At 72.7% G+C, this 25,244-nt stretch carries 25 protein-coding genes (1 of these 25 cut by a window edge); 19 read left to right on the plus strand and 6 right to left on the minus strand.

Annotation, left to right across the window (positions count from 1 at the left end; translation table 11 throughout):
- Nucleotides 1-50: 50 nt before the first annotated feature.
- A complete protein-coding gene (locus miv_RS23395) occupies nucleotides 51-470 on the plus strand; it encodes a response regulator (protein WP_048429164.1) in 420 nt (139 codons plus the stop codon).
- Nucleotides 471-477: 7 nt separating this feature from the next.
- Here miv_RS23395 and miv_RS23400 read toward each other — a convergent pair whose 3' ends face one another.
- The 3 genes from miv_RS23400 to miv_RS23410 form a co-directional block, all read right to left on the minus strand.
- Nucleotides 478-954: a RidA family protein gene (locus miv_RS23400; RefSeq protein WP_058618362.1), complete on the minus strand. Its 477-nt coding sequence runs from the start codon at nucleotides 952-954 to the stop codon at nucleotides 478-480.
- Nucleotides 955-1,121: 167 nt separating this feature from the next.
- Nucleotides 1,122-1,553 carry a hypothetical protein gene (locus miv_RS23405; protein ID WP_207179187.1) on the minus strand — a complete coding sequence of 144 codons (432 nt, stop codon included), beginning with the start codon at nucleotides 1,551-1,553 and terminating at the stop codon, nucleotides 1,122-1,124.
- A 28-nt stretch (nucleotides 1,554-1,581) separates the two neighbouring features.
- Nucleotides 1,582-2,712, minus strand: coding sequence for an AI-2E family transporter (locus miv_RS23410; protein WP_207179188.1), 1,131 nt, complete (start codon nucleotides 2,710-2,712; stop codon nucleotides 1,582-1,584).
- A gap of 343 nt (nucleotides 2,713-3,055) precedes the next feature.
- Between miv_RS23410 and miv_RS23415 the strand changes: the two genes are divergently transcribed.
- The 12 genes from miv_RS23415 (at nucleotide 3,056) to miv_RS23470 (ending at nucleotide 12,161) form a co-directional block, all read left to right on the plus strand.
- Nucleotides 3,056-3,343, plus strand: a complete 288-nt coding sequence (locus miv_RS23415; protein ID WP_048430569.1) for an acyl carrier protein — start codon at nucleotides 3,056-3,058, stop codon at nucleotides 3,341-3,343.
- Nucleotides 3,344-3,366: 23 nt separating this feature from the next.
- Nucleotides 3,367-3,831, plus strand: coding sequence for a 3-hydroxyacyl-ACP dehydratase FabZ family protein (locus miv_RS23420; protein ID WP_048430568.1), 465 nt, complete (start codon nucleotides 3,367-3,369; stop codon nucleotides 3,829-3,831).
- Nucleotides 3,828-4,967 (plus strand): beta-ketoacyl-ACP synthase, encoded by a 1,140-nt coding sequence (locus miv_RS23425; RefSeq protein WP_207179189.1) that lies wholly within the window; start codon nucleotides 3,828-3,830, stop codon nucleotides 4,965-4,967. The genes miv_RS23420 and miv_RS23425 overlap by 4 nt, the downstream gene beginning before the upstream one ends.
- Entirely contained in the window at nucleotides 4,964-6,235 is a 1,272-nt protein-coding gene (locus tag miv_RS23430) for a beta-ketoacyl-ACP synthase (RefSeq protein ID WP_207179190.1), read from the plus strand. The genes miv_RS23425 and miv_RS23430 overlap by 4 nt, the downstream gene beginning before the upstream one ends.
- A complete protein-coding gene (locus miv_RS23435) occupies nucleotides 6,235-6,999 on the plus strand; it encodes an SDR family oxidoreductase (protein ID WP_207179191.1) in 765 nt (254 codons plus the stop codon). The genes miv_RS23430 and miv_RS23435 overlap by 1 nt, the downstream gene beginning before the upstream one ends.
- Before the next feature lie 12 nt (nucleotides 7,000-7,011).
- A complete protein-coding gene (locus tag miv_RS23440) occupies nucleotides 7,012-7,314 on the plus strand; it encodes an SH3 domain-containing protein (RefSeq protein ID WP_048430564.1) in 303 nt (100 codons plus the stop codon).
- Nucleotides 7,315-7,381: 67 nt separating this feature from the next.
- On the plus strand, nucleotides 7,382-7,741 hold the full coding sequence (locus miv_RS23445) for a hypothetical protein (protein WP_207179193.1): 360 nt from the start codon (nucleotides 7,382-7,384) through the stop codon (nucleotides 7,739-7,741).
- Entirely contained in the window at nucleotides 7,731-8,090 is a 360-nt protein-coding gene (locus miv_RS23450) for a type II toxin-antitoxin system PemK/MazF family toxin (protein WP_048430562.1), read from the plus strand. The genes miv_RS23445 and miv_RS23450 overlap by 11 nt, the downstream gene beginning before the upstream one ends.
- A gap of 20 nt (nucleotides 8,091-8,110) precedes the next feature.
- Nucleotides 8,111-9,133 (plus strand): zinc-binding dehydrogenase, encoded by a 1,023-nt coding sequence (locus miv_RS23455; protein ID WP_207179195.1) that lies wholly within the window; start codon nucleotides 8,111-8,113, stop codon nucleotides 9,131-9,133.
- 144 nt (nucleotides 9,134-9,277) lie between these two features.
- Nucleotides 9,278-10,246, plus strand: coding sequence for a lipid A biosynthesis lauroyl acyltransferase (locus tag miv_RS23460; protein ID WP_058619314.1), 969 nt, complete (start codon nucleotides 9,278-9,280; stop codon nucleotides 10,244-10,246).
- Nucleotides 10,247-10,286: 40 nt separating this feature from the next.
- Entirely contained in the window at nucleotides 10,287-11,054 is a 768-nt protein-coding gene (locus miv_RS23465) for a DUF1223 domain-containing protein (protein WP_048430559.1), read from the plus strand.
- A 69-nt stretch (nucleotides 11,055-11,123) separates the two neighbouring features.
- Nucleotides 11,124-12,161 carry an NADP-dependent oxidoreductase gene (locus miv_RS23470; protein ID WP_207179197.1) on the plus strand — a complete coding sequence of 346 codons (1,038 nt, stop codon included), beginning with the start codon at nucleotides 11,124-11,126 and terminating at the stop codon, nucleotides 12,159-12,161.
- 343 nt (nucleotides 12,162-12,504) lie between these two features.
- Here the strand turns inward: miv_RS23470 and miv_RS23475 are convergent, their stop codons facing one another.
- Genes miv_RS23475 through miv_RS23485 form a run of 3 tightly spaced genes read right to left on the minus strand, consistent with a single transcriptional unit; the run spans nucleotide 12,505 to nucleotide 16,449 of the window.
- Nucleotides 12,505-13,740 carry an aminopeptidase gene (locus miv_RS23475; RefSeq protein WP_207179199.1) on the minus strand — a complete coding sequence of 412 codons (1,236 nt, stop codon included), beginning with the start codon at nucleotides 13,738-13,740 and terminating at the stop codon, nucleotides 12,505-12,507.
- Nucleotides 13,741-13,786: 46 nt separating this feature from the next.
- On the minus strand, nucleotides 13,787-14,098 hold the full coding sequence (locus tag miv_RS23480) for a DUF2218 domain-containing protein (protein WP_048430557.1): 312 nt from the start codon (nucleotides 14,096-14,098) through the stop codon (nucleotides 13,787-13,789).
- On the minus strand, nucleotides 14,095-16,449 hold the full coding sequence (locus miv_RS23485) for a xanthine dehydrogenase family protein molybdopterin-binding subunit (RefSeq protein WP_207179201.1): 2,355 nt from the start codon (nucleotides 16,447-16,449) through the stop codon (nucleotides 14,095-14,097). Before miv_RS23485 ends, miv_RS23480 begins: the two co-directional genes overlap by 4 nt.
- Nucleotides 16,450-16,670: 221 nt before the next feature.
- Here miv_RS23485 and miv_RS23490 point away from each other — a divergent pair, with 221 nt between their 5' ends.
- The 6 genes from miv_RS23490 to miv_RS23515 all read left to right on the plus strand — a co-directional run.
- The gene (locus tag miv_RS23490; RefSeq protein ID WP_207179202.1) at nucleotides 16,671-16,913 is read left to right on the plus strand and encodes an acyl carrier protein; all 243 of its coding nucleotides are present in this window, start codon (nucleotides 16,671-16,673) and stop codon (nucleotides 16,911-16,913) included.
- Nucleotides 16,910-18,766, plus strand: coding sequence for an HAD-IIIC family phosphatase (locus miv_RS23495; protein ID WP_207179204.1), 1,857 nt, complete (start codon nucleotides 16,910-16,912; stop codon nucleotides 18,764-18,766). Before miv_RS23490 ends, miv_RS23495 begins: the two co-directional genes overlap by 4 nt.
- A 128-nt stretch (nucleotides 18,767-18,894) precedes the next feature.
- Nucleotides 18,895-21,594: a heparinase II/III domain-containing protein gene (locus miv_RS23500; protein ID WP_207179206.1), complete on the plus strand. Its 2,700-nt coding sequence runs from the start codon at nucleotides 18,895-18,897 to the stop codon at nucleotides 21,592-21,594.
- Nucleotides 21,595-21,796: 202 nt separating this feature from the next.
- Nucleotides 21,797-23,749, plus strand: a complete 1,953-nt coding sequence (locus miv_RS23505) for a glycoside hydrolase family 15 protein (protein ID WP_207179207.1) — start codon at nucleotides 21,797-21,799, stop codon at nucleotides 23,747-23,749.
- A gap of 122 nt (nucleotides 23,750-23,871) precedes the next feature.
- Entirely contained in the window at nucleotides 23,872-24,717 is an 846-nt protein-coding gene (locus miv_RS23510) for a TIGR02285 family protein (protein ID WP_207179209.1), read from the plus strand.
- 95 nt (nucleotides 24,718-24,812) lie between these two features.
- On the plus strand, nucleotides 24,813-25,244 hold the 5' portion of the coding sequence (locus tag miv_RS23515) for a transporter substrate-binding domain-containing protein (RefSeq protein ID WP_053221047.1). The gene runs 411 nt beyond the window's last position; only the first 432 of its 843 coding nucleotides appear in the window; the start codon lies at nucleotides 24,813-24,815; the stop codon falls past the right edge of the window.

Here is a 25,244-nt window from a genome sequence, read left to right on the forward strand (position 1 = left end):
AGGGTCCCGGGAGCTATGCAACCAGTGGGCCGCAAGCTCGTTCCCTGCTCATGACCGAGTCCAGCGCCGCCGCGAAGACACAGCCCGTGATCCTGGTCGTCGAGGACGAGCCGGAAGAGCGTTTCCTGGCGGCCACTCTGCTGGAGGAGACGGGCTTCCGGGTCATCGAGGCCGAGACGGCCGAGAAAGCCCTCGCCATCCTGCGCGAGCGGGGCGACGAGGTGAACGTCGTGTTCTCGGACGTGCGGACTCCGGGTCAGATCGGCGGCTTCGAGCTCGCCCGGATCATCGGCGTCACCTGGCCGCGGGTCCACGTGCTGCTGACCTCGGGCGATGCCGGCGACCAGCCGAGCGACCTGCGCATGTCGGCCACCTTCATCCCCAAGCCCTGGCGCGCCCTCGACATCCTCACCCTGGTCGAGCAGGCCGCCGGCTACCATACCGGCGGCGCCGTGCGCGACGCGCACTGACCGCGCTTCAGCGCACCTCGAAGATCCCGTCGACCTCGACGCTGGCATTGGCCGGCAGGCTGGCGACGCCGATCGCCGTGCGGGCGTGACGTCCGGCTTCTCCAAAAAGCTCCGCCATCAGGTCGGAGGCGCCGTTCACCGCCTTCGGCACGTCGGGCCAGCCCTGCTCCACCTGCACGAAGCCGCCGAGGCGGTGGCAGCGCACCACCCGGTCGAGGTCGCCGTCGAGGGCGAGGCTCAAGGAGGCCAGCAGGTTCAGCGCGCAGATCCGCGCCGCGTCCCGGCCCGTCGCGATATCGGTCACCGGGCCGGTGAAGCGCACCTCGCCCTCCCATTCGCAGATCTGCCCGGCGAGCCACAGCGTCGCGCCGATGCGCGAGAACGGCAGGAAGGCGCCGCGGGGCTCGGGCACCCGCGGCAACGTCAGGCCGAGGGCGGCGAGACGGCGGGCGGGCTCGCCGCGCAGGGTGGGGGCTTGGTTCATCGGCACCTCGTGGGGGATAGGTGAGTTTTCGGGTGTCGGCCGATCGTCGACAGTAACGCGCGTCTCCCCTGTCCAGGCGATGCCGGGCTTGCCCGGTATCGCCGCAAGGTGTGGGAGAGGGGATCCGGCGTCCAACTTTTTCAAGGATGGATCGAGCCAAAACCGGATCAGTAGCGCCGCGCGCCGGGGATCGGCGGCGGTACGACGAAGACGCCGCCGATCCCGGGCGGCGCGACGGGCGGACCGTAGGGAGGAAAGCGGTCGTACGGGTTGTAGCGGTTTCCCGACCGGAACCGGTCGTCCCGCCGGTCGCGGTCGTCCCAGTCGCGGCGGCGGCGGTCGTCGTCCCGGTCCCGGTCGCGGCGCCGGGGCATGATCTCGTCCGGGTCGTCCCGGCCGAAGGCCCGGCGGTCGCGGCGGTCGAGGTCGCGTGCATCGTCGTCGTCGGCCCGAAAGCGCGGGCCGTCCCGGTCGCGCCGGCCGTATCCCTCGTCCTCTATGCCGCGGCCCCGGGCGCGGGAAACGTCGTCGTCCCACTGCGCCAGGGCGGGGGCGGCGGACAGGCCGGCGAGCAGGCAGGCGGCAAGCAGAACTCTCATCGGGGAGGGGGTCCTTCGGCAGGGCGCATCACGCGACGGTGCGGTCGTCGCCCGCCGTATACTCGCGCCACAGCAACACCAACGCCGCCATCACGGCCGGTCCCAGGAAGAGGCCCAGCAGGCCAAAACTCTCGACGCCGCCGAGGATGCCGAGCAGCACCCACAGGAAGGGCAGGCGGGTGGCACCGCCGATCAGCACTGGGCGGACGAAGTGGTCGGCCACGAAGGTGACGACGAGGCCGGCCACCGCCACCACGATCGCCGCGGTGACGCCGCCCTGCGCGGCGGCGAGCAACGCCGCGAGGCCGAAGGCGACCGGCGCCCCGAACGGGATCATCGCGGCGAGCGCCGTGAAGGCGCCGAGCAGCACCGGGTGGGGCACGCCGGCGAAGAAGTAGACCACGCCGAGCAGGAAGCCCTCGCCGAGGCCGACCAGCACCAGGCCGTCGACGGTGCCGTGGACCGAGGCCGCCATCTGGCGCGCCACCCGCTCGCCCCGCGGGCCGAACAGGCGGCGGGCCGCCGACAGGCCCTGCGCGGCCAGCGCCGGCCCGTCGCGGAAGAGGAAGAACAGGGTCAGCAGCGTGAAGCCGAACAGCATCGCCCGGTGGACGATCTGGCTGCCGAAGGTGCGCCCGAATCCGACGAGCGACGAATGGTTGATCGACTGGTCGACGCGCTTCAGGACCTCGGACGAGCCCTGCGGGTGGCTCAGGTTCTCCTGCCACCAGGCCGCGACGTGGGAGGCGCCGAAGGGCAGGCGGGAGACGAAGTCCGGGACCGGCCAGCCCTGCTCCTCGATCTGGCGCCAGAACGCCACCGCATCGTGCGCCTCCCGCGCCGCCTGGATCGCCACGACGACCAGCGGCACCAGGATCACCAGGGCGACCGCCAGCGTGAGGAGACCCGGCCAGAGCAGGTTGTGCTTGCCCGGCGGCTTGATCCGCACCAGGCGCTCGCGCAGCGGCCACAGGGCGATCGCCAGGATCACCGCCCAGACCAGCGCGGGCAGGAACGGATGCAGCACCCAGACCCCGAGGGCGCCGAGCCCGACGACGAGCGCCGCGCGGGCGAAAGCCGAGGCGCCGGTCGCGGGAGCCGGGGGCGGAGCCGGGAGGGGTCCGGGGCCCGAGCCGGGCGGGGGCTTCACGTGTTCCATGCCGGTGCCATCCTCCCCGCGGCGTCGCGGGTGCGTCATCCGACCTGACCTAGGGCGGGGCAGCCCGACGGAAACGCCGCGCGGTTGCCGGCCCGTCCCCCCTCGTGTATGCGGGCCCCTCGACCGGGCCCTGCCCGGCGAACCCGTTTCGGGGAGGCGGTTTCGTGGCCGGGGTGCGGGCGGTGCCCGGAGGTCGCGCCGTTCGAGCCTGAGCAGGTTTCGCAAAAGTGGTTGCCGGTTTTGCGACAAAAACCTGCGACGAAACATGAATCTAAGCGTACGAAGCGTTGGCGCGCCAACGCTTCGTACGCTTAGACCTCAGCAGGAAGACGGCTGCACGTCCATGTCCGACACCTTCGACCGCGTCGCCACCATCATCGCCGACGTCGCCGACATCCCGCGCGAGAAGATCACGCCGGAGAGCCACGCCATCGACGATCTGGGCATCGACAGCCTGGCCTTCCTCGACATCGCCTTCGAGATCGACAAGACCTTCGGGATCAAGCTGCCCCTCGAGCAATGGACCCAGGAGGTCAACGAGGGCAAGGTTCCGGCCGAGCAGTACTTTGTGCTGAAGAACCTCTGCCAGCGCATCGACGGCCTGGTGGCCGAGAAGGCCGCCAAGGTCTGATCCGGGTTTAGGCGGCCGCCGGGATGCGCCTCGAATATTTCGACATGATCGACCGGGTCGTGAGCCTCGACCGCGCCGAAGGGCGCATCGGGGCCATCGCCACGGTGCCGGACGCGAGCCCGGTCTTCGAGGGGCATTTTCCCGGTCACCCCCTGGTGCCCGGCGTGCTCCTCACCGAGACCATGGCGCAGGCTTCCGGCTACCTGCTCCTCGCCCGTGCGTCGTTCAGCCACATGCCGTTCCTGATGGGCGTCGACAAGGCGCGCTTCCGCTCCTTCGTCGGCCCCGGGGCCGTGCTGGAGGTCGAGGCGAGCCTGGAGCATGACGGCTCGGGGTATGCCGTGACCAAGGCGGCGATCCGCTCCGACGGCAAGCCGATCTGCAACGCCGAATTGCGGTTCCGGACCATGCCGTTCCCGGACGGTCTCGGCGCGCTCATGCGCGAGCGCACCGCCCGCATCGGCCTCCCCGACGGAGCGGATTCGTGACCAGGCCAGTCGTCGTCACGGGCCTCGGGCTCGTCTCCTGCGCGGGCGAGGGCGTGGACGCCCATCTCGCCGCCTACCGGTCCGGGGGGGCCCCGCGCACCGACGCCGCGACCTTCGCGCCCTATCCGGTGCATCCGGCCGCCGCCCTGAGCCTCGACGGGCAGATCCCGAAGAAATCCGACCAGCGGCAGATGGAGCCATGGCAGCGGCTGGGCGTCTACGCCGCCGGCCTCGCCCTCGACGCGGCGGGCGCCAAGGCCGACGCGGCGCTCAAGGGCGCCATGCACCTCGTCGTGGCGGCGGGCGGCGGCGAGCGCGACTACGCGGTCGACGGCCAGATCCTCACCGGCCTGCGCGGCGCGGCCGATCCCGGCGCTTACCTCAACGAGCGCCTGCTGAACGACCTGCGGCCGACGCTCTTCCTCGCCCAGCTCTCGAACCTGCTCGCCGGCAACATCGCCATCGTGCACGGGGTCACGGGTGCCTCGCGCACCTTCATGGGCGAGGAATCGAGCGGCGTGGACGCGCTCCGCATCGCCCAGGCCCGGATCGCGTCGGGCCAGCTCGACATCGTGCTCGTCGGCGGCTCCTACAACGCCGAGCGGGCCGACGTGCTGCTGATCCACGAGATGGGCGGCCACCTCTCCAAACCGGATTATCGGCCGGTCTTCGACCGCGGCGACGCGCCCGGCTTCATCCTGGGGTCCGGCGCCGCCTTCCTGGTGCTGGAGGCCGAGGACCATGCCAGGGCCCGCGGCGCCCGGGCACTCGCCCGTCTCGACGCGGTGGCGAGCGACCGTACCAAGCGCCGGGACGGCAGCGTCGCGGCGAGCCTGACGGGCCTCTGGAACCGAGCCGGCGTGACCGAACCCGACGCCGTGATCTCGGCCGCCACCGGCTGCACCGGCATCACAGGCGAGGAACGGGACGCGTTGACGAGCCTGGCGCCGCAGGCGCCGGTCCGGGCGCTCGGCGACCTCACCGGCCACACGCTGGAGGCCGCCGCGCCCTTCGGTGCGGCCATCGCCGCCGCCCTGGTGGCATCGGGCGAGGCCCGCGAGGTCGCCGTCACGACGGTCGGCCATCGCCGGGGCGAGGGCGTGCTGCGCCTCACCACCGCAGGGGACACAGCATGAGCCGCGACCGCGACGCGATGGGACGCCCCCTGGTGGCGGTGACCGGCCTCGGCGTGGTGACCTCGCTGGGCCAGGGTGTCGCCGACAACTGGGCCGCGCTCACCGCCGGCCGGTCGGGCATCCACGCCATCACCCGCTTCCCGACCGAGGGGCTGCGCACCCGGATCGCCGGCACGGTCGACTTCATCGCCGCCGATCCCGTGGTGGCGCCGATGCTCTCGGAGCGCTTCGCCGAGGCCGCCGCCGCGGAGGCGATCGGGCAGGCGGGCCTGTCCGGCGACTTCCCGGGCGCCCTGTTCATGGCGGTGCCGCCGGTCGAGATTGAGTGGCCGCAGCGCCAGGCGCTGGCCGAGGCCGCCGCGGCGAACGGCGACGTGACCTATGCCGACCTGCTGCGGGCCGCTGCGAGCCGGCGCTTCGACGACTGGCACGACCTGTTCATCTTCGGCACGGTCGCCGATCGCATCGCCGACCGCTTCGGCACCAGGGGCTCGCCGATCTCGCTCTCGACCGCCTGCTCGTCGGGCGCGACCGCGATCCAGCTCGGCGTCGAGGCGATCCGCCGCGGCGAGGTCGAGGCGGCGCTCTGCATCGGCACCGACGGCTCGGTGAACCCGGAATCGCTGATCCGGTTCTCGCTGCTCTCCGCCCTGTCGACCCAGAACGACCCGCCCGAGGCCGCCTCCAAGCCCTTCGCCAAGAACCGCGACGGCTTCGTGATGGGCGAGGGCGCCGCCGCCCTGGTGCTGGAGAGCGCAGCGAGCGCGCGGGCGCGGGGCGCCCGCATCCTCGGCTACGTGCTCGGCTGCGGCGAGAAGGGCGACGGCTTCCACCGTACCCGGTCGAGCCCGGACGGCGCGCCGATCATCGCGGCGATCCGCGCGGCCATCGACGATGCCGGCCTGCATCCCGACCAGATCGACACCGTGAACGCGCACGGCACCGGCACGCCGGAGAACGACAAGATGGAGGCGATGGGCTGCCTCGCGGTGCTCGGCGAGCGCATGCGCGGCGTCCCGATCTCCTCCAACAAGTCTATGATCGGCCACACGCTCACCGCCGCCGGCGCGGTCGAGGCGGCGTTCTCGCTGCTGACCATCGCGCATGGCCGGGTGCCCCCGACCCTGAACTACGCGGTGCCCGATCCGGCGATTCCGCTCGACGTGGTGACGACCGCCCGGGACGTGCCGGTGCGGACCGTGCTGTCGAACTCCTTCGGCTTCGGCGGCCAGAACACCTGCCTGGTGTTCGGGGCGGAGCCCGTCTGATGGCCGCGATCCACCATCGCCGCGTCCTCGTCACCGGCGGCGCGCGGGGTCTGGGCGCCGCGATCGTGCGGGCGCTGATGGCGTCCGGCCACGACGTCGACTTCACCTATCGCGGCTCGCGGGAGGCGGCGGAGGCGCTGGCTCTCGAACTCGCCGCGCTCCATCCCGAGCAGCGGGTGCGGCCCCACGCCCTCGACCTCGCCGACAAGGCGGCCCTCGACGATTTCTGCGGCGTGATGGAGGGCGAAGGGATCTTCGGCCTCGTCCACAATGCCGGCCAGCCCTGCGACAGCCTCGCCGCGGTGCTCGACCAGGATCGGGCGGAAGCGGCGATGCAGGTCAATTTCTGGTCGCTGACCCGCCTGGCCAAGGCGCTGGTGCGCCCGATGACCCGGGCGAAGGCCGGGCGCATCGTGGCGATCGGCTCGGTGGCGGCGCTCCGGGCCAATCCGGGCAACGCCGCCTATGCCGCCAGCAAGGGCGCGCTGATCGCCTATTGCCGCACGCTCGCGATCGAGTCGGCGCGCCGCGGCGTCACCGTCAACGTGGTGGCGCCGGGCTTCATCGACACCGACATGATGGCGCCCTACGCCGCCTACCACGCCGGCATGGAGAAGCAGATCCCCTCCGGGCGCTTCGCCGCGCCGGCGGAGGTGGCCGATCTCGTCGCATTCCTGGTGAGCCCCGCGGCGGGCTACATCACCGGCACCGTGCTGCCGGTCGATGGCGGCCTCACCGCGATGATGGGCATCCATCGCACCTGACGAACCGGATCCATGCGGTACCCCCTCGCGTGCGCCGCCCTGGCGGCGGCTTTCCTCCTCGTTCCGGCGTCGGTCCAGGCGCAGGATTTCGGCCGCCTGGAGATCTTCCGGGTCGAGGGGCTGCCCCCGGGCGACACGCTCAGCATCCGCGAGGCGCCCGACGCCGATTCGCCGGCCCTCGGCCAGGCGCCGTCCCGCGGCCGCCTGCGCGGGTTCGGCTGCACCAACGACACCCCGAGCGGACTGACCTGGTGCCGGGTGAAGCTCGGGCCGATCGTCGGATGGGCGCGGCGGCGCTACCTGACGCCGGAGTGAGGGGTGCGTTGATCCGGGGGGCAGCGGCGGCTAGAGCATGCCGATCACGGACCTTCGGAGGCTGCCGATGGCGATGATGATCCTCCGCGACGACGCGCTCTGGACCGGACAGATCCTGGGCGATCCCGAGGTTGCCTCGCTGATCGCTTCGCTGCCCGCTGGCGCGCCGGTGACGCTGCGGATCGCCGGCACGCCGATCCGCTTCCACAAGATGGAGGGCGGTCCCGATGGCCGGCCGCTGCCGGGTCTGACGGTTGATGCGGCCCATGCTCAAGCCTGGGCGGCTCTCCGACAGGAGCATGCCGGTGCCGTCCCTCTCGAGATCGAAGGAAGCCCGAGACGGCGCGATCCGTATCTCGAAAGCCTGAGCGCCATGCTCGATGAATGGAACAGTCCGGAAGACGCCGAGGCCTTCGATGACCTTTGAGCGTTGGGACGTTCTCACGGCGCTGTTTCCTTTCGTCGAGAGCACGCGCCGCAAGCCGCGCCCGGTCTTGGTCCTGTCAGGGTCGGACTTCAACGATGCGCACGACCACATCATCACCGCCATGATCACGACGGCTGCTGCCGGCCGTTGGGCGAGTGATCACTCCGTTACCGACCTGGCCGCCGCCGGACTGCTCAGGCCATGCGTCGTGCGCTGGAAGATCTTCTCGCTGCCCAAAGGCACCGTCGCTCGCAAGATCGGGACTATGGGCTCGTCGGACCGTAACGCACTGTCGTCTGCCCTGGATGATGTCATGAAAAATCCAGCAGCTACGACCCAGACGCACTGAGTGTTGAGACAAGGACCCTGATGAAAGCCCTCCAGCTCTTCGGCGACCGCGACCTGCGCCTGACCGAGGTTCCCGACCTGGATGCCCCCGGCCCCGGCGAGGTGCAGATCCGGGTCCGCGCCGTCGGCCTCAACTTCATCGACGTGTGGGGCTTTCGCGGCATGGCCTTCGCCAAGCGCAAGCTGCCGCTCACCGTCGGAGCCGAGGCGTCCGGCGAGATCGCCGCGATCGGCGAGGGCGTCGAGGGGCTGAAGGTGGGCGACAAGGTCGCGCCCTACGGCGCGCTGACCTGCGGAAAATGCCGCGCCTGCCGCGAGGGCCGCGACAACCTCTGCGAGGAGGTCGGCGGCGTGCTCGGCTTCCACGTCGACGGCTTCGCCCGCGAATTCGTCAACCTGCCGGCGCGCCTCGTCGTGCGGGTGCCCGATTCCGTCAGCTTCACCGACGCCGCCTGCGCGCCGATCGCGTTCGGTACCGTGCAGCACATGCTGTTCGACAACGCCAAGCTCGAACCCGGCGAGACCATCCTGGTCCATGCCGGCGGATCGGGCATCGGCACGACCGCGATCAAGATGGCGAAGGCGATCGGCTGCACGGTGTTCACCACCGTCGGCGACGACGCCAAGGGCGAGAAGGCGAGGGCGCTCGGCGCCGACCACGTCGTCAACTACCGCACCGAGCGGTTCGAGGGCGAGGTGCGCAAGGCCACCAAGCGCAAGGGCGTCGACGTGGTGTTCGAGCATGTCGGGCCCGAGACCTGGAACGGCTCGCTGCTCTGCCTCAAGCGCGGCGGGCGCCTCGTCACCTGCGGGTCGACCTCGGGCGTGTCCACCACCATGAACCTGATGCAGCTGTTCCAGCAGCAATACCGCATCACCGGCTCGTTCGGCTGCCGGATCGCCAACATCCGCGAGGCGCTGGACAAGATGGCCGACGGGATCACCCCGGTGATCGACACCGTGCTGCCGCTCGCCGATTTCGCGCAGGGGCTGGAACGGCTCGAATCGCGCAAGGTGTTCGGAAAGATCCTGGTCACGCTCTGAAGGCCACGCTCGTCGAAGAACGGCGCGGGGGCGATGTCGCGCCCTTGCGCAAACCGGTCCGGCAGGAGAAGAGGCGAGGCGCGAGGTTCGAAAAGACCTGCGCCGTCCCGCCCTCTCAATCCCGGACTGCTTCGTGAGATCGTCGTGCTGCGCCTGAAGCTGAGGCTCTATCGTGCCCTGTCCCGCCTCGCCGGCCTGCCGATGGTCTTCGTGGTCCGCGCCCTGTTCGCGGTGGCGCGCCTCCTCGGGCCGGCCCAGGCCGCCGCGGCGGGCGCCGCGATCGCCCGGGCGATCGGTCCGCGCCTGCCCTCGCACCGCACGGCGCTGAACAACCTGCGCCTGTCCTTCCCGGAGAAGGGCGAGGCCGAGATCGCCGCGATCGCGCGGGGTGCCTGGGACAATCTCGGCCGCACCGGCGCCGAATACGCCCATCTCGGCGACATCTTCGACTACGACCCCGCCGCCGCGACCCCGGGGCGGATCGAGGTCGCGGGCATCGAGCACTTCTTCGCGTTGCGCGACGACGGCAAGCCGGGCCTGATCTTCTCGGCCCATCTCGGCAACTGGGAGCTGCCGGCGATCTGCGCCGCCCGGTTCGGGCTGGAGGCGAGCGCGGTCTTTCGCCCGCCGAACAGCCCGGCCGCCGCCCAGCTGGTGCAGGAGGTGCGCCGCGCCACGATGGGCGGCCTGACGGCGGCCGGGCCCGGCGCCGCGTTCAAGATGCAGGGCGTGGTCGAGCGCGGCGGCCATCTCGGCATGCTGGTCGACCAGCACTTCACCCGCGGGGTGGTGGTGGATTTCCTCGGGCAGCCGGCGCTCGTGAACCCGCTGCTCGCCAAGCTCGCCCGGCACTACGACTGCCCGGTCCACGGAGTGCGGGTGATCCGGCTGCCGGGCGACCGCTTCCGCCTGGAGCTGACCCCGGCGCTGGCCCTGCCGCGGGATTCCGGCGGCGCGATCGACGTACAGGGCGCCATGCAGGCGATGAGCGACGTCATCGCCGGCTGGGTACGCGAGCACCCCGAGCAGTGGCTGTGGATGCACCGGCGCTGGCGCCCGTCGATGCTGCCGAAGACCGCCCCGCGGATGCCGGCCGCGCAGGCCTCAAGCTAACGTGACTTCTCTCCGCGCTCCCGCCGGGTGTTGATGGCCCATGACGCGCGCCGCCCTCCATCGCCTGCTCGCCGGCCTCGCCGCATGCGGCCTCGGCCTCCCGGGCCCGGCGCGCGCGCAGGAGGTCGCCCCGCGGGCGCAGGACGGGGCGCCCCGGGCGGTGGTGGAGCTGTTCACCAGCCAGGGCTGCTCCGCCTGCCCGCCGGCGGACCGGCTGGTGACCGAACTCGCCCGCGATCCGGGCGTGATCGCCCTGACCCTGCCGGTGACCTACTGGGACTATCTCGGCTGGAAGGACACGCTCGCCAGCACCTCGTTCACCGCGCGCCAGCGCGCCTATGCGAGCATGCGCGGCGACCGCCAGGTCTTCACGCCCCAGGCGGTGATCAACGGCGCCGCCACGGTGGTGGGCTCCGACCGGGCGGCCCTGGAGCGCAGCATCCGCGAGCCCGGCACCGCCGCGAGCCTGCCGGTGGCGATCCACAGCGAGGCCGCGCCCGACCGCATCCTGATCGATGTCGGCGCCGCGCGCGAGGCCGGGCGCAGCGCCGAGGTCTGGCTGCTGCCCGTCGCCCGCGCCCGCGAGGTCGCGATCGGGCGGGGCGAGAACCGCGGCCGCACCGTCACCTACCGCAACGTGGTGCGGGGCATGCACCATGTCGGCCCCTGGCGCGGGGTGGCGGCCCATTACGAGGTGCCCCGCACCGCGCTTGCCGCGGCCGACGCCGATTCCTACGTCGTGGTGCTGCAGGCCGAGAATAGCGGGCCGGGGCGCATCCTGGGGGCGGCCAAGGGGCCGGGCTTGTAAGAGCCTGATCGCGGTCGAGAATGGGATGAGAGCGGCGCCGGACGAACGCGCCGCCAGGAGGAGACGCGCGTGACCGGCCCGACCGACATTCCCGCCTATGCCCTGCCCGACACGAACCGCCGGGTGCTGCTCGCCCGCCGGCCCGCCGGCATCCCGCAGGCCGACGATTTCCACCTCGACGCCGTCCCGGTTCCCGAGCCGGGCCCGGGCGAGATCCTGGTGCGCAACCTCTATCTCTCGGTCGATCCGGCCCAGCGCGGCTGGGCGAGCGCCGAGGCCAATTATTCCCAGCCCGTGCCGCTCGGCGGGCCGATGCGGGCCCTGGCGGTGGGGGTCGTGGTGCGCTCGAACGCGCCCGACATTGCCGAGGGCGAGTTCCTGTACGGCTGGTTCGGCTGGCAGGATTACGCCGCCGTTCCGGTCTCGGCGATCTTCCGGCGCTGCACCGAGGCGGTGCCGCTCTCGGCCCATGCGGGGCTGCTGGGGCTCAACGGGCTCACCGCCCATCTCGGGCTGACCGCGCTCGGACGGCCGCAGGCCGGCGAGACGGTGCTGGTCTCGACCGCCGCCGGTGCGGTGGGCAGCCTCGTCGGCCAGATCGCCCGCAACCTCGGCTGCCGGCCCCTCGGCCTCACCGGCGACGACGCCAAGGTCGCCCGCTGCCGCGAGGCCTACGGCTACGAGGCCGCCTGGAACTACCGCACCGACGACTGGAGCGCCGCCCTCGCGACGGCGGCACCGGACGGGGTGAACGTCTATTTCGACAATGTCGGCGGGCCGATCCTCGATGCGGCCCTGCGGCGGATGGCGGTCGCCGGGCGCATCGTCCAGTGCGGCACCGCCTCGGTGGCGAGCTGGGCCGACGTGCCGACCGGACCCCGCGTCGAGCGCGAGATCCTGACCCGGCGCCTGATCTGGAGCGGCTTCGTGGTGCTCGACCACAAGGCGCGGTTCGAGGAGGCCGTCGCCGACCTCGCCGGCTGGTTTCATGAAGGCCGCATCGCCCTCGACGAGGACATCTCCGAGGACATCGAGGCCGCCCCCGGCGCGATCGCCTCGCTGTACCGCGGCGAGAACCGCGGCAAGCGGCTCATCTTCGTCGGGTAGCGACGACAAGCGGGCGAAGCGTCGACCAGCCTACACTACACGGCAGGGATCTGACGCCTGTCGTCCACGGGGCTTTCCCATCCTCAACCTCATCCTGAGGTGTCAGTCGATCAAGGATCGACTGACCTCGAAGGAGGCCTCCAGATGCCGCTTCGATCCCTGGAGCCCGCCTTCGAGGCTCCTTTCAGTCTGCGATCTACGATCGCCAGCATCTCAGGATGAGGTCGTGGGTGGGAGAGGCGATCATGGCGGGTTTCACGTCACTGTCGTGTACCGTGTCGCCCAGAGCATGTTCCGACGAACCGGTATCCACGTCGCCGGACCATGCTTCAGGGGCCGTGGGTCAGTCGACCCACTCGCCCCGGCGCATCAGCGGCTCGGACCGGCCCTCCGGCGTCACCCCGTCGACGTCGACCTCGGCCGAGCCGATCATCCAGTCGATGTGGATCAGGCTGCGGTTGGCGCCGCGCGCGGCCAGGTCCTGCTCGCTGAAACCCGCGCCGCCATCGAGGAAGCACTTGCTGTAGGCCTGGCCGAGCGCGATGTGGCTCGCGGCGTTCTCGTCGTAGAGGGTGTTGCAGAACAGGAGCCCGGAGGCCGAGATCGGCGAGGAGGCCGGCACCAGCGCGACCTCGCCGAGGCGGCGCGCGCCCTCGTCGGTGTCGATCACCCTGGCGAGCACGTCGGCCCCGGTGCGGGCCCGCGACTCGACGATGCGGCCCTCCTCGAAGCGCACCGCGATCCCGTCGATCAGGGTGCCCTGGTAGGAGAGGGGCTTCGTCGCGCTGACATGGCCCTGCACTCGCAGGCAGTGCGGCGTGGTGAAGACCTCCTCGGTCGGGATGTTGGCGTTGCAGACGATCCCGTTCTTCGCCGTCGTGGCGCCGCCGCACCATTCGTGGTCGTCGGCGAGCCCGACCGTCAGGTCGGTGCCGGGCCCGCGGAAATGCAGGGCGGCGTAGCGGCGGGCGTTGAGGGCGGCGGTGCGGGCGCTCAAGCCCCGGTTGTGCGCCTCCCAGGCGCCGACCGGATCGGGCCCGTCGACCCGCGAGGCGGAGAAGATCGCGTCCCACAGGTGCGCGACCGCCTCGTCCTCGGGAAGGTCGGGGAACACCGTGCGGGCCCAGGCCGGGGTCGCCGCCGACACGATGGTCCAGTTGGTGGCGAAATTGGCGATCTGCTCGAGCGCCGGCATGTAGGCCTTGGACCGGGCGCGGTTGGCCCGCGCCACCTTGTCGGTGTCCTGGCCGGCGAGCAGCGAGGGGTCGTCGCCCGAGATGGCGAGCCGCGCGGCCCCGTTGCGATAGGCCTGCGCCATACCCTCGTAGAGCCAGCCGGCGGCCTTGTCGAAGGCGTCGTCGTGGCCGTGCTCGAAGCGCGCCAGGGTCGCCTGGTCGTCGGCCAGCAGCGTCGTCACCACGGAGGCGCCGGCCTTGTAGGCCTGGGCGGTGATGCGGCGCGCCAGCGGCAGCGCGTCGAGGGGCGCCGTCATCACCAGTTCCTGGCCGGGCCGAAGCCCGAGCCCGACCCTCACGGCGACCTCGGCGAGCCGGTCGAGGCGGGCGTCGTGCGTGCTCATGCGAAACTCGTCTCCTGCAGGCGTCGAGGCCGATATCAGTGGGGTCTCACACCACCCGCGTCCAGGCGATGCCGCCCAGATCCTCCCGGAAGGCGAAGCGGCCGAGATGCTCGGCCACCACACCCTGCATCCGGTTGAGCGCGTCGAGGTCCGGCGCCTCGACCCGCAGGGTCAGGCCCTCCGGATCGGCCTCGGCCGTGAAGCGGCGCCCCTCGCCGAACGGCACCACCCCGCGCTCGGGCGTGAAGGTCGTTTCGGGAAACTTGTGGCTCCAGTGCTTGCACAGCTGGGTCAGGTAGCGGCTGCCGGTCTGCGTCTCGACGCGGGCTTGCGCCGCCAGGGTGACGGGATCGCTCACGCGGACACCCCCTGGTGCAGCGCCGACCAGATCGCCTGAGGCGTCGCCGGCATGTTGATGTGGCGGATGCCGCGGGGGCGCAGCGCGTCGACGAGGGCGTTCATCACCGAGGGCAGCGAGCCGGCGCAGCCCGCCTCGCCGCAGCCCTTCACCCCGAGCGGGTTGGTGGTGGCGGGCACGGCGTGGCTCTCGAAGCCCATGAACGGCGCGTCGGAGGCCCGCGGCAGGCAGTAATCCATGAACGAGCCGGTCACGAGCTGGCCCTGCTCGTCATAGGCCGTGCGCTCCATCAAGGCCTGGCCGATGCCCTGCACGATGCCGCCATGGAGCTGGCCCTCGACCAGCATCGGGTTCACCAGCGTGCCGAAATCGTTGACGGTGGTGTAGCGCACGACCGTCGCGACGCCGGTCTCGGGGTCGACCTCGACCTCGGCGACGTGGCAGCCGTTCGGGAAGGCGGAGGGCGATTCCTTGTGGGTGTGGGCGACGTCGAGGCTTCTGGGCGCCGAGGGGTCGGGCAGGCCCGCCCGCACCCGGGCGGCGAGATCGAGGAGGGCGATGCCCCGGTCGGTCCCCGCGATGGTGAAGCGGCCGTCGCGGAACTCGATATCGGCGGGGCCGGCCTCCAGAACCGCGGCCGCGGCCTCGCGGCCCTTGGCGATCACGAGGTCGCCGGCCTCGACGAGCGCCGTGCCGCTCGCCATCAGCGATTTCGAGCCGCCGGTGCCGCCGCCGGCGATGAGCTGGTCGCTGTCGCCCTGGACGAGCCGGACCCGGTCGACCGGGATGCCGAGGCGGTCGTGCAGGATCTGGGCGAAGGGCGTGAGATGGCCCTGGCCGTAATCGAGGGTGCCGGTGACGATCGTCACCGTGCCGTCGGCCTCGAAGCGGATGCCACCCATCTCGTTGGTCGGCGGCGCGGTGATCTCGAGATAATCGCCGATGCCGATGCCGCGCAAGCGGCCGTTCGCCTCGCTCTCGGCGCGTCGCGCGGGAAAGCCGTCCCAGTCGGCAGCCTGCAGCGCCCGGTCGAGCACGGCGGGGAAGTCGCCGCTGTCGTAGGTGAGGCCGGACGGGGCCTGGTACGGCATGTCGGCCGGGCGGATGTGGTTGCGGCGGCGCAGGCTCACCCGGTCGTGGCCGGTCTCGGCGGCGGCGGTGTCGATCAGCCGCTCGATGAAGTAGTTGCCCTCCGGCCGCCCGGCGCCGCGATAGGCCCCGATCGGCGTGGTGTTGGTGTAGAGGCACTCCACCGCCACGTCGAAGGCCGGGGTGCGGTACACCCCCACCATGTTGCGGGCGATGTTGACGGTCTGGAACAGGGGCGAGAGCGGGTTGAGGTAGCCGCCCATATTGGCACGGCCCCGGACCCGGAAGGCCAGGAAGTGTCCTTGCGCGTCGAGGGCGAGCTCCGCCGTCACCGCGACGTCGCGGCCGTGATGGTCGGACAGGAAGCTTTCCGAGCGCAGGTCGGTCCACTTCACCGGCCGGCCGAGGCGCTTCGACGCCTCCAGAAGCGGCAGGTATTCGGGGTAGACCGGCGCCTTCATGCCGAAGGAGCCGCCGACATTGCCGGTGAGCACCCGCACCTTGTCGCGCGGTTGCTTCAGCACGCCGTCCGCCAGGGAATTGCGCAGGCCGAACACGCCCTGCGAGCCGACATGCAGGGTGAAGCGCCCGCTCTCCGGCTCGTAGACGCCGATCGCCGACCGCGGCTCCATCGGGTTGATGACGAGGCGGTTGTTGACGAGGTCGAGGGAGGCGACGTGCGCGGCCTGCGCGAAGGCGGCTTCCGTCGCCGCCTGGTCGCCGGTGCGGAAATCGAGGGCGAGGTTGCCGGGCGCGTCGTCGTGGAGAAGCGGGGCGCCCTCGGCGGCGGCCTCGTCCGGGGTGGTCACGACGGGCAGGTCCTCGATGTCGAGGACGACCGCCTCGGCGGCGTCGCGGGCCTCGGCCAGGGTCTCGGCCACCACCAGGGCGACCGCCTCGCCGACGTAGCGCACCCGGTCGGTGCTGAGCGAGGCTTGGGGCGGCTTGCGCATCGGCGTGCCGTCCTGGTTCTTGAACGGCAGGCCGTTGCCGATCGCCCCGTACCCGTCGAGGTCGGCGGCGGTGAGCACGGCCAGCACGCCCGGCATGGCGAGGGCGGCCTCGGCGTCGATACCCCGCAGGATGCCGTGGGCGACCGGGCTTCGCACGAACACGCCGTAGGCCTGACCGTCGAGGGCGAGGTCGTCGGTGTAGCGGCCCTCGCCCCGCACCAGCACCGGGTCCTCGGCCCGCCGCACGGGCTGGCCGATGCCGAATTTCTGCGGGCTGGCGAAGTCGCGGGCGTCGGGACGGGCGTTCATGCCGGCACTCTCCGGAATTCTTGTCAGCGTGAGCTAGCAACTCGGCCATGGCATGCAAGACGCCGAATGGGCAGGCCACCCCGGCGCGCAGGGCACGGCTCGCGCGCCTGCATGGATCTGCGCTACATCCAGGCCGCACGACATCACGGCTGTCCGGGGAAAGGTGAGGCGCGTCTCGACGATCCTCACGGTCGGCATCGCACGCATGGAGGAGATCGCCCATGACCGAAGACGCCGCCCTCGCAGCCCTCGCCCCGCTCTTCGAAGAGGTGTTCGACGAGCCGGTGCCGCTCACGCCCGCACTGACCGCCGAGGACGTCGAGGGCTGGGATTCGACCCGGATGATCGAGCTCGTCATCGCGGTCGAGGCGCGCTTCGGCATCAAGCTCACTACCCGGGAGGTCGACGGGCTGGCGAGCGTCGGCGACCTCGCGGCTCTCATCGCCCGCAAGGCGCCGCGGTGACGGCCGATCTGTCCTGGCTGCCGCCGCCGCCGGCGGATTTCGCCGCCCGTCTCGGCGCGGCCGAGGCGCTGCCGGACCGGGCGGCCTGGGACGCGCTCGCGGGCCTTGCCCGCACCCGCCTCGACCCGGCGCGCACCACCCGGCTCGACCGGGCTCTGCAGCGGCGCTTCCCGGAGGCGTCGCCCGCCGGCCCGCCGACGCGCCTCGCCCTGCTCGGTTCCTCGACGCTGTCCCACCTCGCCGCCGGGATCCGGGTCGGCGCCTTGCGCCGCGACTTACGCGTCACGGTCCATGAAGGCGCCTATGGCCGGTTCGATCGCGAGATCGACGGCGAGGCCCTGCGCGCCCTCCGGCCCGACACCGTACTGCTCGCCCTCGACGCGGACGCTCTTCTGGGACCGACCGGGGATATCGGCGCAGCCCTCGACCGGCTGAGATCCCTCTGGGCCCGGGCCCGGGCGGCGCATGGCTGCACCATCATCCAGCAGACGCTGCTGCCGGCCGCGATCCCGCTGATGGGCGGCAACGAGCACCGGATGCCGGGCTCGCTCGCCGCCCGCACGCAGCGCCTCAACGCCGCCCTGCGGGACGCCGCCGCGGAGGAGGGCGTCGACCTCCTCGCCCTCGACGACGCGGTGGCGCGCCACGGCCTCGACGCCTGGCACGATCCCGCCCTGTGGCTGCGGGCCCGCCAGGCGGTGACGCCGGCCGCCGCCCCGCTCTACGGCGACCTCGTCGCCCGGCTCCTCGGGGCCCGGCTCGGCCGCTCGGCGAAGGCCCTGGTGCTCGACCTCGACGACACGGTGTGGGGCGGCACGATCGGGGAGGACGGGCTCGCCGGCCTCGTCGTCGGGCAGGGCAGCGCGTCGGGCGAATCCTTCCTGGCGCTCCAGGCCTATGCCCGCGATCTGTCGCGCCGCGGCATCGTGCTGGCGGTCTGCTCGAAGAACGATCCCGACATCGCCCGGCGGCCGTTCCTGGAGCATCCCGACATGCTCCTGCGCCTCTCGGACTTCGGTGCCTTCGCGGCGAGCTGGGACGACAAGGCGACGAACCTCCGGCGCATCGCCGCCGCGCTGCGCCTCGGCCTCGATGCCCTGGTCTTCGTCGACGACAACCCATTCGAGCGCGCCCTGGTGCGCGAGCACCTGCCGATGGTGGCGGTGCCGGAGGTGCCCGACGAGCCGGCGCTGGTCGCCCGCTGCCTCGCCGATGCCGGCTACTTCGAGGCCGTGGCGCTGACGGCGGAGGATCGCGGGCGGGCGCAGGCCTACGCACGGGACCGCGCCCGGCGCGAGGACGCAGGCGAGCGGGCGACCGACCTCGCCGGCATGCTGGCGGGTCTCGGCATGCGGCTGACCTGGCGGTCCTTCGACGCCGTCGGGCTTCCCCGCATCGTCCAGCTCGTCAACAAGACCAACCAGTTCAACCTGACGACCCGGCGGATGCGCGAGGCCGAGGCCGCGGCGCTGATCTCCGACCCCGCGGTGCTGACGCTGCAACTGCGCCTCGCCGACCGGCTCGCCGATCACGGCATGATCGCCGTCGCGACCGGCCGGCTCGCCGGCGACGACCTCGTGATCGAGACCTGGCTGATGAGCTGCCGGGTGCTCGGGCGGCGGGTGGAGGAGGGGATTCTGGCAATCCTGGCCGCGCAGGCGGTGAGGAGCGGCGCGCGCCGCCTCGTCGGCCTCTACCGGCCGAGCCGGCGCAACGGGATGGTGGCGGACCTCTACCCACGCCTCGGCTTCGCACCCGCGGCACCCGATTCCGACGGGGTGGAGCGCTGGGTGCTCGATCTCGCGACCTACGCCCCGCCCACCGACCTGCCGATGGCGCTGGAGGCGTTCTGAGGCGGCCCGGCCCGCCCGGAGGCGGAGCAGCGAGCGGTGCGCGGCGCGACCCGGCGCCTTGACAGGCAGGGTGCTCCCCGGCACTGGCCGAGAGCCCTTTCGTCCCTCAGCGGCCCCTTTCCCGCCCCATGCTTCCGGCCCTGCTGCCCTCCGAGCCGGTGCTCCTCCCGATCCAGGCCCGCTACGCGGGCGGCGCCGGGCCGGGCGCGCATGAAGGCGAGCACGCGATCACCGCCAACAACCGCTGGTCCCGGGCGCTCCTGACCTTTCGCGACCTGCCGGCGGGGGCCTGGTGCTGCTTCGAAGCCCGCCTCGCCTGGTCGGCCGAGGAGGAGGGGGGGCTCGCCGCCGACTTCGTGCTCGCGGGCTTCGACTTCCTGGCCGGCGACGGGTCGAGCCTCGACGTCGAGCAGGTGCCGGGCCTGTCGCGCACGCTCCTCGATCCCCACAGCGCCTGGATCGCCGGGCCGGGCTGCCAGCCCGCCGGCAGCGAACTCCTGCGCATGGCGCCGGTGCGGGTGGCCTTCGGCGTGCCGCCCCAGGCGCGCGGCCTCGTCCTCACGCTCCGGTCCTGGCGCAACACCGAGGGCGTGACGGTCGCCGAGCCCTGCCTGCGCCCGGTGACGCCGCTGACGCCCGCCCCCTTCCGCAGCCGCCGGCTCGGGCCCGACCCCGCCCCCTCGCGCCACAGCCTCGTGCCGGGCCTCGGCCTCGTGGTGCGCGGGCAGCTCCACGCCTCGCGGGTGAAGGAGCACGCCGCCCGGGTGAGCCTCGTCTACCGCGACCGCGACGGAGCCGAGATCCCGCCGCCCTACCCGGGCACCGTCTCGGTCCCGGGCTCGGAGGAGGCTCCGGGCCTCGGTGCCAGCGTGAACCTGCCGGCCCAGCCGCAGGCGCGCCGCTTCACCCTGGACCTCGCGCCGCCGCCGGGCGCCCACACCCTCGACCTCGCCTTCTGCACCTGGGAGGAAGCGGGGGAGGCCGGCCCCGCCGTCGCGCTCCTCGGGCCGCCCGAGGTGGCGCTCGAGGACGGTTTGCGCCTCGAGAGCCTGTGCGGCGACGACCTCCTCGACGCGCCGGGCTTCCTCGCCCGGCTGTCGGCCCGCCTCGGCCGCGATCCCGGGGCCGAGGCGGCCTGGATCCCGGGCCCGGGCGAGGCCGGCGCCGCGGTGCTGCCGCTCGCCCGCGCCCGGCAGCTGCGCGGGGAGGGCGAGCGCCCGGTCGCCCTGCGGCCGGATGGCGGCCTCGTCCTGCGGCTCGCCGGCTGCCCGGACTGGGCGTTGCCCGACCGGCCGGACTTCGACGAGGACCCGTTCCGGGCCGCCCCCGTCCGCGCCGTGCCCTGGCGCCTCGCCTATCAGGCGCTGACCTGGCTCCTCGCCCTCGCCGAAGTGGCCCCGGGCCGGGCGCTCGGCCTCGCCCAGGCCTGGTCGCGGGCCAATCCCTGGGGCCAGCCGGCGGACCCCCTGAGCCTGCATCCGGGCGCGCTGCTGGCCCGGGCCGAGGTGTGGATCGGCCTCCTCGCCCTGCCGGGGGCCGGGGCTGCGGCGCCGGTCCTCACCGGCGAGGCGGTGCGCCACGGCTTCGCGCTCGCCGAAATGGTCGGGCAGAACACCTTCGGGCGCAGCCTGCACCAGTTCCAGGCGGCGGCCGCGCTGCTGGCGGTCGCCCGGGCGCTGCCGCGCCTGCCGCTCGCCGGCCACTGGGAGGCGCTCGCCCGCGAGAGCCTGCGCGACGGGGTGCCGGCCCTTTTGCCCGAGGACGGGCGCTTCGCCGAATCCTCGCTCCACCGCCGCCTCGACCTCGTCACCCTCGGCCACGCCCTGCGGGACGCCCTCGGGCCGGCCGCACCCGGCCCGCTCGTCGCCGCCCGCACCGAGGCGGCGCTGGCGGACCTCGCCGGGCTCCTCGACCCCGCCGGCCGGCTGCCGCCCTTCGGCGAGGTGTTTTCGGGAGCCGACGAGGCTTCCTGGATCGCCCGGCTGCGCGGCACCGGCGGACTGGTGGCGCAGCGCCCGGCCGCCGCCGGGCCCGCCACCGCCTCGACGATGCTCCTGCCCGACACGCTCTCGGCCCGCCACGAGGCCGCCGGCCGGGGCTGGTCGCACTTCGCCTGCACCTTCGCCGAGACCTCGCCCCAGGGCCACGCCGATTGCGGCTCCTACGTCTACGCCGCCGGATCGACCCGCTGGATCGTCGAGGCCGGCGGCTCCGAGCAGGTCGAGGCGGGAGCCTCGCGCCACTACCTGCTCTCGGCCCGCGCCCACAACGTCGTCGCGGTCGAGGGGCGCGAGCCGGTGGCCGGGTACGGCCTCCACCGCGGCAGCCTCGCCCTGCCGGGGGCGACCGCCCACGCGATCGAGACCACGGTCCACGGGCCGGGCTACCGTCACCTGCGGGTCTTCGTCCTGCCGCACGACCTATCGGGCCTCGCGGTGATCGACCGCGTCACCGCCCTCGACGGCGGCGGCCTGACGATCCGGGCCTTCGCGCATCTGGCGCCCGAGACCCTCGTCGCCGTCGAGGGACCGCGCCGGGTGCAGGCCCGCCAGGCCGGCCGGCGCCTCGGCCTGGTGCCGTTCGCCATCGCGGGCCGGGTGGCGGGGCTCGAGGCGGTGATCGCCCGCGGCGACCGGCCCGGCACGATGCAAGGCTTCGTCGTCGGCCAGCCCGGGACCCTCGCCCCCGCCTGCACCCTGGCCTACGCGGTGACGAGCCGCGGCACGGCCTGCGGCGGCCTGCTGATGGCGGTCGACGGCCCGGCCGAGGATTCGCTCGCCCGCATCCTGGCGCGGGACGAGCTGACGCGGTTCCTGATGCAGGCCTGAGGCCCCGGGCCCGGGCCACGCACGGTTGCGGGCGCCGCTTCATCCGCGGAAATATTTCCTTGTCCATGCGGGAACACCCGGCGGGGTATGCCAGTCGTCCCGGCGACGCTGGGTCATGCCGGGCGCGGGGGGAGGGGAGCGGCACCCCGGCCCCTGGCCCGCGCAGGCGGTCCGGCCCCCCTCTCGCCCGAGCCAATTCCCGATGCACGACCCGGACGCGCGGCCCTACCAGCCCATCGAGGCCTACGGGCTCGTCAGCAACTGCCACGGTTGCGCCCTCGTCGCCCGCGACGGCTCGATCGACTGGGCATGCCTCGAGCGCTTCGATGCGGCCCCGGTCTTCTCGCGCCTCCTCGATCGCAAGCGCGGCGGCTTCTTCGCGCTCTCCCCCGACATCCCGTTCGAGAGCGCCCGGCTCTACCTGCCCGGCACCAACATCCTGGAGACCACCTTCACCTGCGCCACGGGGGCGGCGACCGTCCACGACCTGATGCTGGCCCCCGAGACGGGGCGGACGCTGCCCTGCCTCGTGCGCCTCGTCTCCGGCGTCTCCGGCCGCGTGCCGATGCGGATGGTCTACCGGCCGCTCGCCGGCTTCGCCGAGCGTTTTCCGACGCTGGCACCGGTCTGGAACGGCGCCGGGGCGGAGGGCCTGCCGGACCTGATCACCGACCTGCCGCTCGCGATCGAGGGGTCCGACGCGGTGGCCCTGTTCACGATCGAGCACGGGGACGAGCAGGCCTTCGCGCTCTATCCCGGCGGCGCGGGCGACGTCGAGACGCTGCGCCCCCGCGCCCTGATGGAGACGGCGCGCCGGGCCTGGGCCGGCTGGTCGGCGGGTGCCGCCTATGACGGGCCGCTCAGCGACCAGCTCCTGCGCAGCGCGCTCACCCTCAAGGCCCTGACCTACGCGCCCTCCGGCGCCATCGTGGCGGCGGCCACCACCTCGCTGCCCGAGGAGATCGGCGGCATCCGCAACTGGGACTACCGGTTCTGCTGGATCCGCGACGCCTGCCTGTCCTTCTACGTGCTCAAGAAGTTCGGCATGGTGGCGGAGGCCGAAGCGTTCTTCCGCTTCGTCGGCACGCTCGCCGAGCGCGACGAGGGCGGCCTGAAGCCGCTCTACGCCATCGCCGGGGAGACCGACCTCGCCGAGCACGAGGCCTCCCATTTCGAGGGCTGGCGCGGCAGCGCCCCGGTCCGCTACGGCAACGAGGCGGCCGAGCAGCACCAGAGCGACGCCTACGGCCAGGTGCTCGACCTCCTCCACCTCTACCGCAGCCTCGGCGGCACGATTCCCGAGGCGATGGAGCGCCAGGCGATCCGGCTCGCCGACTTCGCCGCCGCCCACTGGCACGAGACGGATGCCGGCCTGTGGGAGCCGAGGAAGCCCGAGGAGCACTACCTGCACGCCGCGATCATGAACTGGGTCGCGGTCGACCGCGCCATCCGGCTCTTCGGCGAACGGCCGCACTGGCGCGAGGCGCGGGACGCGATCGTCGCGCGGGTCAACGGCGAGGGGGTGCATCCCCGCGACGGCTACTACCCGCAATATATCGGCGCCGACGATCCCGACGCCGCGCTCCTGATCGCCCCGATGGTCGGCTTCCCGGTCGACGAGGCGGTCTTCTCTCGCACGGTCGAGGTGGTGATCGACCGCCTCGGCCACGGCCCGCTGGTCTACCGCTACCGCAACGACGACGGGCTGCCGGGCCACGAGGGCACCTTCCTGATCTGCGCCTTCTGGCTCGTCGACGCGCTCGCCTGGCTCGGCCGGACCGAGGAGGCGCAGACCCGCTTCGACGCCTTGCGGGCGCTCCAGAACGACCTCGGCCTCTACGCCGAGGAGGTGGCCGAGGACCGCACCTTCCTCGGCAACTTCCCGCAGGCCTTCAGCCACCTCGCCTTCATCCACAGCGCCCTCGTCCTCGACCTCGCCGCCCAGGGCGGCCGCGCGGCGGTGGCCGGCACCTACGCCGACCGCACCCTGCGCGAGACCCGCTGGCGCCGGGTGCCGTGGATCGTGCCGCCGGAGGGGGAAGGGGAGGGGCCGGACCGGCCCGCCCGGACGACGCCACCGCCCACGGTCGACGCGGCGGTCGACATCGCGGACGGCGCGCGGCGACGGGCACAGTGTCCAGAATCCGACACCTGATCTTGATCACGAAATCGCGCGCCAAGTCGTTCCTCCGACGAATGGCGCCGCGATTAACCCGATCTTGAAGGTCAGCCCGGTATGTCTTGATCATTCGTCGACGAACGACATCGGGACTCGTCATGGGAAAGCGGCGCGGTCTCGCCGGCCTGCTCGTCGGCCTCGGCCTCGCCCTGCCGGCATCGGCGCGGGCGGAGGACAAGCCGCTCACCTGGTCGGTCTACGACGCGCCGCCCTTCACGATCATCGAGGGCGAGAACCGCGGTCGCGGCGTGTTCGACCAGATCCGTCGGCTCCTGGCCGCGCGCCTGACCGACTACGCCGTCACGAGCGTGACGGTCCCGTTCCCGCGCATCGTCGCCTCGCTCAAGCAGGGCGAGGAATGGTGCTTCGTCGGCGGGGTGAAGACGCCCGAGCGCGAAGCCTTCGCGGCGTTCTCGCGGCCGGTGGCGATGTTCTATCCCCTGCGCATCGTCGTCCGCGCCGAGGACCGCGCCCGCTTCGAGGCCCTCGGGCCGCTCTCCCTGAAAAATCTGCTGACGGAGCACCGCTCCTTGCGCACCAGCGTGCTGCGCGACCGCGCCATCGCCCCGACGGTGGACGGACTTTTCCGGCAATTCCCGCCGGGCCAGACCTACGCCCATTTCGTCGAGGCCTACCGCATGCTGCAGAGCGACCGGCTCGACTACCTCGTCGATTTCTCCAGCATCGCGGCCTACAATGCCCGCCAGATCGCCGAGCCGGGGGCCTTCGTGGGCCTGCCCTTCGCCGAGAGCCCGGAGCCGGTCTTCTCCCGGGTGATGTGTCCGGCCACGCCCTGGGGCCGGGAGGTGGTGGCCCGCATCGACGCCGTGCTGGCGACCGAGCGGCCGAGCCCGGACTACCGGCGGATCGTCGAGGCCTGGACGGCGGAGGAGGACCTGCCGCGCATCCGCGCCGTCTACGACGCCTTCCTGGCGAGCGAGTGAGCCGACCTTGCGGCACCGGCCGGATTGTCTACAACGCCACGCCGGCTCCGCCCCCGCATCCGCCGGCACTCATCAACCCCATCACGGAATCCATCATGGTGAAACGGTGCGGCTTCGCCGGTCTGGTGGTGGCGCTCGCCCTGACCGGGCCGGTGCGGGCCGAGGGCAAGCAGATCACCTGGTCGGTGTTCGGCGCGGCGCCCTACACGATCGTCGACGGCGAGAACCGCGACAACGGCATCTCCGACAGGATCCGCCGTCTCCTGACCAGCCGGCTGACCGATTACAGCCACTTCACCCTGATCGTGCCGTTCCCGCGCGTCCTGGCCTCGCTCAAGAGCGGCGAGGAATGGTGCTTCGTCGGCGGGGTGAAGACGCCCGAGCGCGAGAGCTTCGCGGCGTTCTCGCGGCCGGTGGCGATGTTCTATCCCCTGCGCATCGTCGTCCGCGCCGAGGACCGCGCCCGCTTCGAGGCCCTCGGGCCGCTCTCGCTGAAAAACCTGCTGACGGAGCACCGCTCCTTGCGC

It is taken from the genome of Methylobacterium indicum (assembly GCF_017347565.1).
In the GTDB taxonomy this organism is placed as follows: Bacteria; Pseudomonadota; Alphaproteobacteria; order Rhizobiales; family Beijerinckiaceae; genus Methylobacterium; species Methylobacterium indicum.

Coding starts and splice junctions, on each gene's coding strand:
- miv_RS23485 (WP_207179201.1), bottom strand. CDS start 16,449: ATGAACGCCCGTCCCGACGCCCGCGACTTCGCCAGCCCGCAGAAATTC.
- miv_RS23450 (WP_048430562.1), top strand. CDS start 7,731: ATGACCTTTGAGCGTTGGGACGTTCTCACGGCGCTGTTTCCTTTCGTC.
- miv_RS23420 (WP_048430568.1), top strand. CDS start 3,367: ATGCGCCTCGAATATTTCGACATGATCGACCGGGTCGTGAGCCTCGAC.
- miv_RS23455 (WP_207179195.1), top strand. CDS start 8,111: ATGAAAGCCCTCCAGCTCTTCGGCGACCGCGACCTGCGCCTGACCGAG.
- miv_RS23435 (WP_207179191.1), top strand. CDS start 6,235: ATGGCCGCGATCCACCATCGCCGCGTCCTCGTCACCGGCGGCGCGCGG.
- miv_RS23430 (WP_207179190.1), top strand. CDS start 4,964: ATGAGCCGCGACCGCGACGCGATGGGACGCCCCCTGGTGGCGGTGACC.
- miv_RS23465 (WP_048430559.1), top strand. CDS start 10,287: ATGACGCGCGCCGCCCTCCATCGCCTGCTCGCCGGCCTCGCCGCATGC.
- miv_RS23445 (WP_207179193.1), top strand. CDS start 7,382: ATGGCGATGATGATCCTCCGCGACGACGCGCTCTGGACCGGACAGATC.
- miv_RS23415 (WP_048430569.1), top strand. CDS start 3,056: ATGTCCGACACCTTCGACCGCGTCGCCACCATCATCGCCGACGTCGCC.
- miv_RS23490 (WP_207179202.1), top strand. CDS start 16,671: ATGACCGAAGACGCCGCCCTCGCAGCCCTCGCCCCGCTCTTCGAAGAG.
- miv_RS23395 (WP_048429164.1), top strand. CDS start 51: ATGACCGAGTCCAGCGCCGCCGCGAAGACACAGCCCGTGATCCTGGTC.
- miv_RS23500 (WP_207179206.1), top strand. CDS start 18,895: ATGCTTCCGGCCCTGCTGCCCTCCGAGCCGGTGCTCCTCCCGATCCAG.
- miv_RS23440 (WP_048430564.1), top strand. CDS start 7,012: ATGCGGTACCCCCTCGCGTGCGCCGCCCTGGCGGCGGCTTTCCTCCTC.
- miv_RS23510 (WP_207179209.1), top strand. CDS start 23,872: ATGGGAAAGCGGCGCGGTCTCGCCGGCCTGCTCGTCGGCCTCGGCCTC.
- miv_RS23505 (WP_207179207.1), top strand. CDS start 21,797: ATGCACGACCCGGACGCGCGGCCCTACCAGCCCATCGAGGCCTACGGG.
- miv_RS23475 (WP_207179199.1), bottom strand. CDS start 13,740: ATGAGCACGCACGACGCCCGCCTCGACCGGCTCGCCGAGGTCGCCGTG.
- miv_RS23400 (WP_058618362.1), bottom strand. CDS start 954: ATGAACCAAGCCCCCACCCTGCGCGGCGAGCCCGCCCGCCGTCTCGCC.
- miv_RS23405 (WP_207179187.1), bottom strand. CDS start 1,553: ATGAGAGTTCTGCTTGCCGCCTGCCTGCTCGCCGGCCTGTCCGCCGCC.
- miv_RS23410 (WP_207179188.1), bottom strand. CDS start 2,712: ATGGAACACGTGAAGCCCCCGCCCGGCTCGGGCCCCGGACCCCTCCCG.